General features: G+C 60.3%; 11 protein-coding genes. 2 read left to right on the forward strand and 9 right to left on the reverse strand.

The features are described 5' to 3' along the window. Positions 1–102 precede the first annotated feature (102 nt). The 9 genes from nifA to BQ8794_RS15095 all read right to left on the reverse strand — a co-directional run bounded on the left by nifA (position 103) and on the right by BQ8794_RS15095 (position 8624). Complete coding sequence (gene nifA, locus BQ8794_RS15055; RefSeq protein WP_244554972.1) at positions 103–1797, reverse strand: nif-specific transcriptional activator NifA; 1695 nt, start codon at positions 1795–1797, stop codon at positions 103–105. Between the two features lie 257 nt (positions 1798–2054). Continuing rightward, a complete protein-coding gene (locus BQ8794_RS15060) occupies positions 2055–2354 on the reverse strand; it encodes a ferredoxin family protein (protein ID WP_077378910.1) in 300 nt (99 codons plus the stop codon). A gap of 12 nt (positions 2355–2366) precedes the next feature. Continuing rightward, complete coding sequence (locus tag BQ8794_RS15065) at positions 2367–3674, reverse strand: FAD-dependent oxidoreductase (protein ID WP_077379109.1); 1308 nt, start codon at positions 3672–3674, stop codon at positions 2367–2369. An 11-nt stretch (positions 3675–3685) separates the two neighbouring features. Next, complete coding sequence (locus tag BQ8794_RS15070; protein WP_077378913.1) at positions 3686–4795, reverse strand: electron transfer flavoprotein subunit alpha/FixB family protein; 1110 nt, start codon at positions 4793–4795, stop codon at positions 3686–3688. An 18-nt stretch (positions 4796–4813) separates the two neighbouring features. After that, positions 4814–5662: an electron transfer flavoprotein subunit beta/FixA family protein gene (locus BQ8794_RS15075; RefSeq protein WP_077378916.1), complete on the reverse strand. Its 849-nt coding sequence runs from the start codon at positions 5660–5662 to the stop codon at positions 4814–4816. 180 nt (positions 5663–5842) lie between these two features. After that, positions 5843–6223 (reverse strand): nitrogenase stabilizing/protective protein NifW, encoded by a 381-nt coding sequence (gene nifW / locus BQ8794_RS15080; protein WP_077378919.1) that lies wholly within the window; start codon positions 6221–6223, stop codon positions 5843–5845. A 316-nt stretch (positions 6224–6539) separates the two neighbouring features. Further along, entirely contained in the window at positions 6540–6911 is a 372-nt protein-coding gene (locus tag BQ8794_RS36475) for a beta/alpha barrel domain-containing protein (RefSeq protein ID WP_425293538.1), read from the reverse strand. Continuing rightward, on the reverse strand, positions 6908–8125 hold the full coding sequence (nifS, locus tag BQ8794_RS15090; protein ID WP_077378922.1) for a cysteine desulfurase NifS: 1218 nt from the start codon (positions 8123–8125) through the stop codon (positions 6908–6910). The genes BQ8794_RS36475 and nifS overlap by 4 nt, the downstream gene beginning before the upstream one ends. A 178-nt stretch (positions 8126–8303) precedes the next feature. Continuing rightward, a complete protein-coding gene (locus tag BQ8794_RS15095; RefSeq protein ID WP_077378924.1) occupies positions 8304–8624 on the reverse strand; it encodes a HesB/IscA family protein in 321 nt (106 codons plus the stop codon). Between the two features lie 322 nt (positions 8625–8946). Here BQ8794_RS15095 and BQ8794_RS15100 point away from each other — a divergent pair, with 322 nt between their 5' ends. Continuing rightward, positions 8947–10008, forward strand: a complete 1062-nt coding sequence (locus tag BQ8794_RS15100; protein ID WP_077378927.1) for a hemin-degrading factor — start codon at positions 8947–8949, stop codon at positions 10006–10008. A gap of 1345 nt (positions 10009–11353) precedes the next feature. After that, positions 11354–12571 carry a cytochrome P450 gene (locus BQ8794_RS15115; RefSeq protein ID WP_077378936.1) on the forward strand — a complete coding sequence of 406 codons (1218 nt, stop codon included), beginning with the start codon at positions 11354–11356 and terminating at the stop codon, positions 12569–12571. The last annotated feature ends 17 nt before the right edge of the window (positions 12572–12588 follow it).

The raw sequence follows: 12588 nt of genomic DNA on the forward strand, positions 1-12588 counted from the left end.
AAGGGGGTGTGACAGCATCACACGCTAGCGCAGCTTTGGCCCGGGCTCCGACACAGTTCGCGTAGCTGGCGCAGTGTTCTCGTTATCCACGTCATGAGAACGCTAGAATTTCTTCACCTCGATACCATGTCGGCGCAAAGCGTATCCGACTTGCCGCGGCGTCACGCCGAGGATACGAGCGGCCTTGGCCTGAACCCAGCCGACCTTCTCCATCGCGTCGATCAGCCGGTCGCGTTCCGTCAGGCGCGGGCCTATTGCAGGGAGAGCGGGATCGTTTGCAGGGTCGGCAGCATGGGGTCGCACGTTATCCTGCGGGCCGCCGAAGCGCCCGGCCGGCATCGGCAACCCGGCGGGCATTATATTGCTTCGAAAGCGCGGGTTGCCGGTATTGCCGCTGAGCGAATGATCAGCTTTTTTCCAGAGGAGCCAAGATAGGCACTGGTTATTGTTGCAGGCAAAATCTGATGGAGCGATTGTCCTTGAGCGCGCTAGCGTGGCCGTCCTTTGCACGCAGTTCTCCAATTCGCGGACGTTACCAGGGAAGTAGCATTGCGAGATAAACTCGAGCGCCGACGGCGCGAAGGCGAGTTCGAGATGGTTCTCCTTGTTGAATCGTTCGAGGAAGGCGTTCGCAAGGCGAGGGATATCCCCCGGTCGCTCTCGGAGCGGAGGCAGGATGATTGGCACCACATTGATGCGATAATAAAGGTCGGCCCTGAAATCCCCGTTTACGACAGCCGACTCGAGATCCCTGTTGGTGGCGCATATAAGTCGCACGTCGACCTGCAGCGTCTTGGTACCGCCAACACGCTCCAGTTCGCCTTCCTGCAAGACGCGTAACAGCTTGGCTTGGAAGGCAGGCGAAATCTCGCCGATTTCGTCGAGCAGTAGCGTTCCGCCATTTGCCAGTTCAAAACGGCCGGCGCGCTGGGAAATAGCCCCTGTGAAGGCACCTTTTTCATGCCCGAACAGCTCCGACTCCAGAACGCTTTCAGACAGGGCGGCGCAGTTCAATTTGACGAAAGACTTCCTCCGCCGGCGTGAAAGCTTATGGATGAGCTGCGCGAAAAATTCCTTGCCGGTTCCGCTTTCGCCCCGCAGAAGCACGGTGGAATTCGTCCTTGCTATTATGGAGACGGTTTCGAGCACCTGCTTAAGTGCGGGACTTTCCCCGATGATCCCGTCCATTTTAACAGGTAGGTGGGGGACGGGGTCGGTACTGTCCTCATCGCGCGAATTCTCCGGTGTCCATTGCTCATCGGCGCGCCGCTCACGATCCGTAGTCAGGGCGCGATGGAGGCGAATAGTTCGGCCGACCAGGTTGGCGACCATCGTCAGGAATCCTATGTCCTCATCGTATCGGGAGCCGGTGGCGCTGTCTCTTACGCGGTCGATCGACAACATGCCAAGGATCTTATGCTCAGCCTTCACCGGGACGCCAATGAAGGCAATTGGGAGGGAATTGCCGCTCGGATAAGTTTCAAGGTCATCCTGAAATAGCTCGGATGTGCCGAGGTCAGGTATGACGAGCCGCGTCCCCGTAGCGACGATCTGGTCCACTACGGCCTGTGGTATGGTGGGGTGAGTGCCTGATCGGGTGGTATCGGGGTTGCCAGCACTCGCGGCAATCTCCGGCTCACCTTCAGCGTCCAGTACAACGATTGCTCCGTGACGCATCTGCACAAATGATGGGAGTATATTCGCGACATTGGCAAGCGTAATGTCCAGCCGGGCGGGAGCGGTCAGGGCCTTCGATATCTCGTAGATTCCCCTGAGCCAGACATCAGCTTGGCACATCGCATCGCTGGACGGTTCGCGGAGGGTGTCTCGAGGTCCTACTCCGTTGACCCGATCATCCGGCCGTATGTGAGCCATGGAAACACCTCAGCGGTTGTGGTCCAGGGTGCTCCTCCCAAGCGCCTTTTCCTTTTCAATTCTTGAAGCACAGTGTTCACCCGATCCTCCCTTTTGCGAGATGGTGCAAGCAAAGGTTGGCGCTCGGTCGTAACCTCAGGAGTACACAGGTGCACACCCATCAACGGTGCGAACGCCGATCATCCGAACTTGAAGAGGACACCGAAGCCACCGCGCGGATAGTTCCATTCGATCTCGCCACTGGTCTCGCACAAAATGCGGCAGGTGCCGCACTCCATGCAGCCATCGGCGGTGATTTCAACTTGACCTTTGTCGTTCAACTCATAGCATTTCGCTGGACAGACGCGGGTCAGCGCGAGCAGATTCGCGCTTGGTTGCTTGTGCGGTCGCACCTTTATATGCGGACGGCCGGTGTCCACCAGATAGCGGTTCTGGTAAAGCTTGTCCTCGACACGTAATTTCGTCCCTGAGTTCGTCATGTCGTCAGTGCCTCACCGCCACGCCAATGCCAGGCGGATCGCGTCGCTGACCAGCCCCAACCGCGAGCGCGCCTTGATGAAGGCTGCCGTGGTCGCCTTTTCCTTTTCGATCTTTGGCGTGCCGTCGACACGCATGAAGTTCTGCGCGGCTTGCGACATCAACAGCGGGTAGGTCGTGAAGAAATTGCGGGCGTTGGTGTGGAGTAAAGCTGGCATGTCTTTGTATTTCCGTAGGTCTTTGACTACGAAGGATTTATCCAGCATCGTCTTGTAAAGGGCGAGGTTCCGTTTGGTCATCGGATCGTTGCGTCTCTTCACCTGGATGATAGCCTCAGCCGCAATGCGACCGGAGGTCATGGCGAGGTTCGAACCCTCACGGTGAACGGCGTTGTTCAATTGCGCGGCATCGCCGACAACGACCCAACCGTCGCCAAAGAGCTGCGGAATAGCCTTGTAGCCTCCTTCGGGAATGAGATGCGCCGCGTATTCTTTCACCTCCGAACCGGCGATCAGCGGCCGGATCGAAGGATGGTTCTTTAGCGCGTCGAGAAGGGCGTAAGGGCTCTCCATCTTCGCGGCGAAATCCGAGACGAGGCAGCCGATACCCAGTGAGATCGATTCCTTGTTGGTGTAGAGGAACCCGAGCCCAGCCATGCCGTGGGATATCGTGCCGATTGCCTCGATCACGCAGCCTTCACTCCCTTTGACCCCGAACCGCTGCTCAATGACCTCTTCGGGCAGGAAATGCATCTCCTTGACTGCGAGTGCCACCGCTTCCGGCTTCAGCATCTTGCGCAGGCCGCCCCGCGTGCCAAGCAGCCCGCAGACACCTTCTGCAAGAACAACTACGTCCGCGTAGATCGCTCCGCCGGCCCGATCCGTGCGGACGCCGATCACCTTGCCCTTGGCGTCGCGGACGAGTTCCGTCACCGTCGTCTCGCACAGAACCGTCGCGCCGGCCCCGCGCACCCTGCGTGAAAACCATTTATCGAACTGGGCACGAATGATCGTATAGCGGTTGGGCTTCACCTCGTTGAAGTCGTCCGACCGATAGTGAATCCCGGTGTGGGAGGTCTCGTCCATCACCCAGAGCCGCTGTTCAACGAGATGCCGCTCGAGCGGTGCATCATCCCGGAAATCCGGGACGATCTTCTCCAGCATGTTCGCGTACATGATGGCGCCCTGGACGTTCTTGGAGCCCGGATATTCACCCCGCTCCAACTGGAGTACCTTCAAGCCGTCGCTTGCCATAGTGTAGGCAGCTGCGTTCCCGGACATGCCGGCGCCGATGACAATGGCGTCGAACTCTTCCTTGATCATCTGCATCTGCCTTAGCTCGCAAGCTTGTCGCGACTGTGCGGCGAAAGCCGCCGGGTGAAGGCCTCGATCAGTGCGGGCAGAAAGCGAACCGCATCGGTGACGATACCGAGGTGAGCGAAATCGAAAATCGGCGCGTTCGGGTCGGTGTTGATGGCCACGATAAGATCGGCTCCCTCAACTCCCACGCGATGCTGGATGGCGCCGGAAATACCGGCCGCTATGTAAAGCTTCGGCCGGATTGTCTTGCCAGTTTGGCCGATCTGTCGATCGGCCGGCATCCAGCCCTTTTGGACCAGCGGCCGCGAACAGCCAAATTCGGCGCCGATCGCTCGCGCGAGACTCTTCACAAGCTGCAGGTTCTCCGCCCCGCCGAGACCGAGTCCTCCCGCAACCACCACATCGGCATAGGCGAGATTGGCGGTCCCCGACTGGCTATCCGGAAGGAACCCAAGCACTTTCGTGACGATTTCATCCTCGGCTAGCGACAGCTTGTGTGCGATGACACGCCCGATCGCTCTGTCCGCCCGCTGCGGCATGGGCATGACCCTCGGTCGCACCGTCGCCATCTGCGGCCTGTAATTGAGCGTGTAGATCGTGCATAGCAAGGAACCCCCAAAAGTCGGACGGGTCGCGGCGAGTGAACCGTCGGCATCCACGTCGAGTTCGGTGCAGTCGGCCGTTAGCCCTGTCAGCAAGGTCGTCGCGACGGAACCGGCGAGATCCCTGCCGAGCGTGGTCGCACCGAGAAGCAGGATCTCGGGTTTGTAAGTATCAACCAGATCCGTCATTGCCTTGGTGAAAGGCTCATTGCGATAGTCGGCGAGCAGCGGCGCCTCAACGAAGTAGACAAGGTCGGCGCCATAGGCGAAGGCCTCGGCGACTGCGTTCTGGGTGGCTTCTCCAGGCGGTCCGAGCACAGCGCCCGCGAGCTGGACGCCAAGTTTGTCCGCCAGCTTGCGGCCCTCACCAAGCAGTTCGAAGGATACGGGATGGACCTGGCCGCGTTCGAGCTCAATGAAAACCCAAACGTGCCGATAGTCCCTGAAACGCTCGGGCAGCTCCTTCTTCATCCCGGCACGGCCGGCGGGCGGGCGAGGGGTGTCTGGGTTCGCGCTCGACATATGGTCTGCTCCTTGCCGTCACGCGGCTTCGAAGGCGAGTTCCGGTTCCAGTGCCGGCTGGCGGGTGAAAATTGCGCCAATCAGTTCGTCGGCGAGATCGCGCAGCGTCTTTTCGGCGGTGTCAATTTGCACCGCTTTTTGCGACCGCGGGTTAGGGGCGAAAACGCGTTTGACGACGGTCGGCGAGCCACGCAAGCCGCATTTGGTGAGGTCTTCAATGCCGGCCTCGGCCGCACTCCATTTCACAATCCGGCTGCGCGCAGCACACAGGGCGTCTTCGATCGAGCCCCGGCGCATCTCGTTTGTGCCTTCCAGCATGGTGATGAGGCAAGGCAGCCTGCTCTTCAGCTTCTGGGTGCCGCCCTCGCAACGGCGCTCGACCGTGATCTCGCGCGCAGCAAGATCAATGGAGGCGATTTTCGCGACATAGGTGAGTTGAAAGAGATCGAGACGCTTGGCGATGCCGGGCCCGACTTGGGCGGTGTCGCCGTCGATCGTCTGTTTGCCCGTGAAGACCACGTCCGGCGGGCCGAACGTCTCGCCAATCTTCGCGATTGCCTGGGAAAGAGCAAAGGAGGTCGCCAGTGTGTCGGAACCGGCAAAATAGCGGTCGGTCAAAAGCACCGCGCGATCAGCGCCGTAGCCGAGCGCCTTGCGCAGGCAGTCCTCTGCCATGGGTGGACCCATAGTGAGCACTGTGACCTCCCCACCATAAGCGTCGCGTAGCCTGAGTGCTTCTTCCAGGGCAAATAGGTCGTAAGGGTTGATGATGGTCGGCACACCCTGGCGCATGATGGTGTTCGTCACCGGGTGGACCCGTATCTGAGCCGAGTCCGGCACCTGCTTGATGCTGACGACGATGTGCATTGGCGTTCTCTACGCTGTTATCCCGATGCGGGCCGGCGGTGCGAGTTCTTGGCTGCATCATTTGTGCCAAGTGTTTTGCGGCCTCTTTTCCCTGAAATTCGGCTGGTCATTTCTGAAGGCGCCGTTGCGATGCCCGAATTGTCGGCTTCTTGACATTGTCGCGTCGCAACAATGTCGCGCTTATTCCCTGCCGAACCGCTTCAGGACGGATTCGAACGGAACAAATGTGCGGCCTGGCGTGTGAGGTTTGTCCGGATCGTGGTCTTTGAGCACCTTGAAAACCCGGTGCGTGAGCGGCGAGGAAACCGCGAAGTCCTCGTAGGCGCGTTCCAGCATGGCGCGCACGCGCGCGGCGATCACCTGGTCGGGCAGACCGGAGAAATCTTCCTCTGCAAGATATTGGCCCATACGCTTCATGATATGGAGCCGTGAAACATTGAGCACCTTCGGATCATACGAGACGCCAAGGACAGCGAAGAACTCCTCCGCGGACGACAGGCCTTTCAGTCGCGTGAGGATATTGGTGAAATCGATGGGGCGTCTGTCAGCGAAACAACTCATTGCATTCTCCCTTGTCGGACTGTGGGATCAGATACGCTCTGTTTTGCAGTCGCGAAATCCGCGGTTGGTAAACGAAATGCGCTGAGCCAGCGAGGCAATCGCTTCGTCGACGGGACTGGGCATCCGGTGCCCAGGCCGGGCGTGGCGCACGGGCGCCAATGCCCGCAGCGCCGGGCGAGCGGGATGGGCTCGACTATCTCTGCATTGGCCCTCGACCTTGCGCTTGGCCCGACCGAGGTCTTGCCGCCAGCACCAATGAGAAGACGGGCCGGCTGCGGCCGGATTGCGCGCCTTGATCTCCGCAAGGTTTTGGGCGTTATAGCCCATGGCACAGCGGAATCTGGAGCGTTCTTGCCTGATCGAGGCCGAGCTTGGCGGCAAGTTGGATATCCGATGCGGGCAACGAAAGATTGACGGCGCGGACGCCGCTCTCGACCGCTGCATCGAAGTCCTGTGAGGTCATCCGGCACCAGGCCGTGAGCCGCACCGGGAGACTCCGCGCGACCACGGCGCGAATTGCGTCGATCTCGTCGGCGCCCATGACCGGCGTGCCGATCTCGATCTCAGGCACGCCGGCTGCCGCAAGCGACTCGGCGATCGCAAGTTTTTCCGCCACCGTGAAGGCAACGCCGGGTGCCTGCTCGCCGTCGCGCAGGGTCGTATCGTTGAGAAAGACCTGACTGATCATGAATGGTGGCCGGTTCTTCTGCCGCTTAGACCTGGAACGCAATGAAGGTCTTCGGCACCCCGGCTATCCGGCTCAGAAGTCGAAGCGTCGCGCAGCTTCTCCACTATTGAAGGCAAGACCTCGAGCACCCGGTCCACGTCTTCTTGGTCGTTGTCACGCGCGAAAGAGAAGCGGACCGCCCCATATGGCATTTTCATCGCGCTCAGGACATGGCTCGGCTCGGCACAGCCGGAGGTGCAGGCGGAGCCCGAGGAACAGACGATGCCCTTGCGGTCGAGGAGATGCAGGATTCCATGGCCTTCGATACGCTCGAAGCCGATGCTTGCGGTGTTCGGCAAGCGCTCCAGGGGATCGCCGTTGACGAAGGTGTTTGGGACACGCTGGACAAGCCCGTTCTCCAGCCGGTCGCGGAGCCACTTTATCCGTGGGGTCTCATCATCCATGAATTTCAAGGCGAGTTCGGCTGCCATGCCGAGCCCGACTATGCCGGGCGTGTTTTCGGTGCCCGCACGCCGGTCGCTCTCTTGGTGACCCCCTTTGATCAGGGAGTGGAAGCGCACAGCGCGCTTGACGAAAAGTGCGCCGGCCCCTTTTGGTCCATGAAATTTATGGCTGGAGAGCGACAGCATGTCGATAGCGGTCGATTTCAGGTCCATCGGGAGCTTGCCGACTGCCTGCACGGCATCAGTGTGGAAAAGGGCGCCGACTTCCTTGGCCAAATCGGCGAGCTTGGCGACGGGGAAGATCGTACCAGTCTCGTTATTGGCCCACATGATCGAGACGATTGCCACGTTCGGGTTGAGCGCGGCCCGGTAAGCGTCAATGTTAAGCCGGCCCTGGCAATCCACCGGGATTCTGTGCACCTTGACGCGGCGCGTCTCCTCGAGATGCGCGCAGAGCGTCAGAACGGCCGGATGTTCGACGGCGGAAGTCACAATCTCTGTTCGGTCAGGCATCACCTGGAGCGCCGAAAGAATGGCAGCATTGTCGCTTTCCGTTCCACCCGAAGTGAAGGTGATCTCGTCGTCGAACTCCGCGCCGATCAGCGCCTGCAGCTGGCGCCGCGCGTTTCTCAACGCGGCACCGGCAAGGGCGCCAAAACCGTGCGCCGACGAAGGGTTGCCGAATTGATCCGTAAGCAACGGCAACATCGCTTCAAAGACTTCAGGATCGACCCGTGTCGTTGCGTTGTTGTCGAGATAGACAACTTTCATGGGCTGTGGTCCTCAATGGAGCGGAAGGGAGGCGCAACCCGGTCGCATCGAGCCTTGCGCATGCCGTTGCTGGCGGAGACGATCCAGAAGCGGTGCAGGTGCCCCACAGATTGGCGCAGATTGGGCCGCCATCGCACCGACAAGCTCACCTCAGGCGCACTCTCTCCTTCTTCGGCAATCAACTACAGGACTTGCCGCAGGAGCACTTCCCGCTCGCATTCGGATTGTCGAAGACAAAGCCGGAGGTTTCGAGACCCGTGACGAAGTCGACGGCCATGCCGGCTACATGCGGCTGGGTGCCGGCGTCTACGAACACCTTGATCCCATCTGTCTCGATGATCGCGTCGCCCTCGCGCGGGACGCTCTCCAGGCCCATCGAGTATTTGAAGCCGGAGCAGCCGCCGGCCTCGACCATGATGCGAAAGCCTTCTGCCGGCTCACTAGCGGCGGAAAGAGCGGTCTTGACGGCGGCAACGGCCTTGTCGGTGAGCGTAATCATCGCTCGCTTTCTCCTCGGTGCGTGACACTTCGCGGATCACCGTGCATAGACCGTGCCAATGGGAAAAAATCGTTTCCGGACAGTGCGACATCGCCAACGCGGCGACGATTCTGGTTCGGCTGTTGCCGCGAAGGCGTTGGGCAACCGACACGTATTGTCGGATTTGTCGAGACAGCCACAAAGGGGGTGGGCTCAAGTTCCCTCTGAACTGGCTCGTAAGCCGGGTTTCCGAGACGCTTCGAGCAATTGGCACGACTTTTGAGCTCTTTTTGGCGAGGGCGAAGACGCCCGACCGATAGTATGCGCAAGCAGGGGTGAAGACATGCACCAGCGCGAGAAACCTTCGCCGGAGAGAATCCGGCGGGCACGCGAAGACAGCCCCAAAATCCGCGACCGCGATCTCGCCGCCCAATTGGGCATTTCGGAAGCGGAGCTTTTCGCGGCACATTGCGGTTTTGGCACGGTGCGCATCCAGCCACGCGTTAATGATGTGCTAACCGGTCTCGAGGCGGTCGGCGAGGTGATGGCGCTGACCCGCAATGCCAGTGCCGTGCATGAGAAGATAGGCATCTACGATAAGGTGTTCACCGGCAAGCATCACGCCATGGTGCTCGGCAATGACATTGATTTGCGCATCTTCCCGAACCTGTGGGCACATGGCTTTGCCGTCGAGACTCGCGATGGCGGGGAGATCCACCGCAGCCTGCAATTCTTCGACGCCGCAGGCGAGGCAGTGCACAAGGTGCATCTGAGACCGTTCTCCAACCTCTATGCCTATCAAAAACTGACAGACGAGCTCCAATCCTCGAACCAGGAGCCGATCGTGTCGGTTAAGGGGAGGTCAGCCGAAAATGACGCAAGGATTCCGGACCAAGCCGCTACGGTCGATGACCTACGGGAGCACTGGAGTCGGCTGACCGACGTGCACCAGTTCTTCGGCATGCTGAAGGCCCTGAACCTGAGCCGCCGCCAGGCGGTGCGCATGGTCGGCCAGGATTACGCCTGGCTGCTCGACAATGCTGCCGTTAGCGCCATGTTCCATCGTGCGGCCGAGGACGAGATGCCGATCATGTGCTTCGTCGGCAATCGTGGCTGCATCCAGATTCATTCCGGCCCTATCAAGTCGGTCAAGCAGATCGGGCCTTGCATCAATGTGCTCGACGAGACTTTCCACCTGCATCTCAGGGCCCACCACATCCGTGAGGTTTGGGCCGTGCGCAAGCCGACCAGGGACGGTCACGTCACGTCACTCGAAGCCTATGGCGCTAACGGCAAGATGATCATCCAGTTCTTCGGGACGCGCAAGGAAGGCGAACCCGAGCGCCACGACTGGCGGCTACTGGCCGAGAACCTGCCGCGCATTCCCCGTTCAACCGCCGCTTGAGGTGAGGCCGATACATATTGATTTCCGTTTTCGCTCGGCGTCCGCGCCGCTACTCTGGATTTTGCTGGCCACCAGTCTGCCTGCCGAGGCGGCCATTGAGGGCACAGCTGTCTTTTGCGGCCCGCCGCGGATCGCCTCGATCGGAGGCGCCATTCCCGAGGGCGCCATCGCGCCCGGCGAGGATCGCATCATTGCTCCCGTTGCGATGGGTCACAACCGAAACTCCGCGGTAAAGCAGCCCAATGTAGGCAAATGCATCAGCTGCCCGCGGAGGGGCATATTGTCGGTCAATTGTCCAACATCCCAGTCCTGTACGGCAGCGGGCGGGAGGAATTGTTCGAAGTGAAGTCGATTGGTCCCTCCGTCAAGTTTCCAGAGGACGGCCTCCACAAAGGCATCCTCGAATTATCCTTCGCCGGCAACGTCCTCCCCGTCTAATGCCAAGCCCGAAAAGCTAGCGTCCGACACGGATGCAAAGCTGAACACGGCCCAAAGCAGCCGCATCATCAAAGAACGGTTAGCGCATCCTGTTCGCGCTATCGGCACAGCGCGGCTAGATTCTTGCCAAGAGCACCAGCACAGCAGTCAACCGCCGGGTTGCCGGTGCGACCAGTGCGGTCGAGGATTTCTCCGGCTACCAGCAGATACCCGACGAGGCGATCGCCATCGCCAGGCCGATGTGATCCTGACGCAAAAGAATGTGGGGCTGCCGATCTCGGCAATGAGCTATTTGCGGGCGCCCTGATGGGTCGGCGCAGGCCGACGTGGGCCTTCTTCTTGCTATAGGCGCGGCCGATCGCGGCCCCGATCTCCGGCTCGCGCAGCCGCTCGACGGCAATCCAATCCATCTCGCGCAAGAGATCGGGATCCGGAGCCTTCTCCACGAGCGCGTCGGTTCACCACGCCGTCGGTCATCATCGTCCTTCGAATTAGTTGGGTCAGCAACCCGACCTTACCGACGAAGTGTCGATGACGACGCGAAGCCGCTCGCTCGCTACAGCGCTTGTGGAGGGCGCGCTCGCGAGCGGTTCGCTACCGCCGAGCTACACCCTCTCTCGCAGGTGACCTCGTTCGATACTTAGCCTCTTTCACTCGGTAGCTTTCTGTTCCGCAAACCTTGTCGTGTCTGGAACGGTCATGAATGTCGAAATCCCTACCAAGGGTAGCCTCAGAAGGGCCGCTACAACGGAGATATGAGCAGCGCCAATGGTGCGCTTATTCGGCACGCAATTTGCTCGATATTGTCATCGGAGGCGATGTCGGCAGTGCGTTGCGGAGCCCAGCGGTGACGAACAGCCTTGCGATCTCAGTCGAGCGCGTAAACGCCTGAACGCAGGAGAACCAAATGGCGACCAACCCGATTCCAGATCATGTCCCGCCGGAAATGGTGGGCGACTTCAACCTTTTTGCGTCGCCAGGCATGTCACCGACGCCCAACGGCGACCCGCACGCAGCCGTCGCTTGCGTGCATGCCGGACCGCGAATCTTTTATTCGCCCTGGAACACGCGTACCGGGCAGGGTGCTTGGGTCATCACTCGCGCCGCAGATCAGCGCCGGGTGCTGCAGGAGACCGAAAACTTTTCCAGTCATCGCAACATCTTCGCATCTGCGCTGGGCGAAGACTGGCCGACGATCCCGCTCGAACTCGATCCCCCTTCCCATGCAGTCTTTCGCTCATTGCTCAATCCGCTCTTTTCGCCGAAGCGTGTAACGGAACTGGAGCCCGCCATCCGCGAGCGAGCGATAACGCTTATCACGAGGATCGCCTCGTCGGGCACAAGCTGCGACGCGATGAAGGATTTCGCCTACCCTTTCGGAGTCAGCATCTTCCTTCGCTTCATCGGACTGCCGGAGCACCGTCTTGAGACGTTTGTTGCCTGGGCGAAAGATCTGCTCCACGGCGATGATGTGAGACGGCCGGCGGCGGCTCGGACGATTGTGGCGTTCGTGGACGAGCTGGCGGCGATGCGCCGCAAAAAGCCCGCCGACGATTTCATGAGCTTCATTGTGCAGGCGCAGGTCGAGGGCCGCGGGCTGACAGACGAGGAGATCCGTGGCATTGGCGTGCTCGTTTTGGTGGCGGGGCTCGACACGGTCGCTACAGCCATAGGCTTTGACTTGGCCTATCTCGCGCGAAACCTGGAAGATCAGGAATTGCTCCGAAAAGAACCGGACCGGATCGTGCGCGCAGCCGAAGAACTGCTGCGCGCCTTTCCGAGCGTCCATATGATCCGCGTGGCACGGAAAGATATCGACTTCGAAGGCGCGCCGATCCGCAAGGGGGACTTTGTTTCCTGCGCCACGATGATTGCAAATCGTGACCCGGCGGAATTCGAAGCCCCCAACACGGTCGATCTGACGCGAGAAGGCATCCGCCACGCCTCCTTTGGCTATGGTCCCCACCGTTGCCTTGGCTCACATCTCGCCCGGCGGGAAATTGTCATTGGCCTGGAGGAGTGGCTGGCGCGCCTGCCGCCCTTTCGGATCAAGGAGGGAACGGCACCCATCACCCATGGCGGCCAACTGTTCGGGATAGAAAATCTGATCCTGGACTGGGCCTAAACCTAGCCCGGCCTGAG

Origin of the sequence: Mesorhizobium prunaredense (assembly GCF_900156895.1) — a bacterium.
GTDB lineage: Bacteria > Pseudomonadota > Alphaproteobacteria > Rhizobiales > Rhizobiaceae > Mesorhizobium > Mesorhizobium prunaredense.

What these genes read in the sequence shown, in the direction of transcription:
- BQ8794_RS15115 (WP_077378936.1), top strand. Translation starts at nt 11,354, where the DNA reads ATGGCGACCAACCCGATTCCAGATCATGTCCCGCCGGAAATGGTGGGC.
- BQ8794_RS15100 (WP_077378927.1), top strand. Translation starts at nt 8,947, where the DNA reads ATGCACCAGCGCGAGAAACCTTCGCCGGAGAGAATCCGGCGGGCACGC.
- BQ8794_RS15060 (WP_077378910.1), bottom strand. Translation starts at nt 2,354, where the DNA reads ATGACGAACTCAGGGACGAAATTACGTGTCGAGGACAAGCTTTACCAG.
- BQ8794_RS15075 (WP_077378916.1), bottom strand. Translation starts at nt 5,662, where the DNA reads ATGCACATCGTCGTCAGCATCAAGCAGGTGCCGGACTCGGCTCAGATA.
- BQ8794_RS15095 (WP_077378924.1), bottom strand. Translation starts at nt 8,624, where the DNA reads ATGATTACGCTCACCGACAAGGCCGTTGCCGCCGTCAAGACCGCTCTT.
- BQ8794_RS15065 (WP_077379109.1), bottom strand. Translation starts at nt 3,674, where the DNA reads ATGATCAAGGAAGAGTTCGACGCCATTGTCATCGGCGCCGGCATGTCC.
- nifS (WP_077378922.1), bottom strand. Translation starts at nt 8,125, where the DNA reads ATGAAAGTTGTCTATCTCGACAACAACGCAACGACACGGGTCGATCCT.
- BQ8794_RS15070 (WP_077378913.1), bottom strand. Translation starts at nt 4,795, where the DNA reads ATGTCGAGCGCGAACCCAGACACCCCTCGCCCGCCCGCCGGCCGTGCC.
- BQ8794_RS36475 (WP_425293538.1), bottom strand. Translation starts at nt 6,911, where the DNA reads ATGATCAGTCAGGTCTTTCTCAACGATACGACCCTGCGCGACGGCGAG.
- nifA (WP_244554972.1), bottom strand. Translation starts at nt 1,797, where the DNA reads ATGTGCCAAGCTGATGTCTGGCTCAGGGGAATCTACGAGATATCGAAG.
- nifW (WP_077378919.1), bottom strand. Translation starts at nt 6,223, where the DNA reads ATGAGTTGTTTCGCTGACAGACGCCCCATCGATTTCACCAATATCCTC.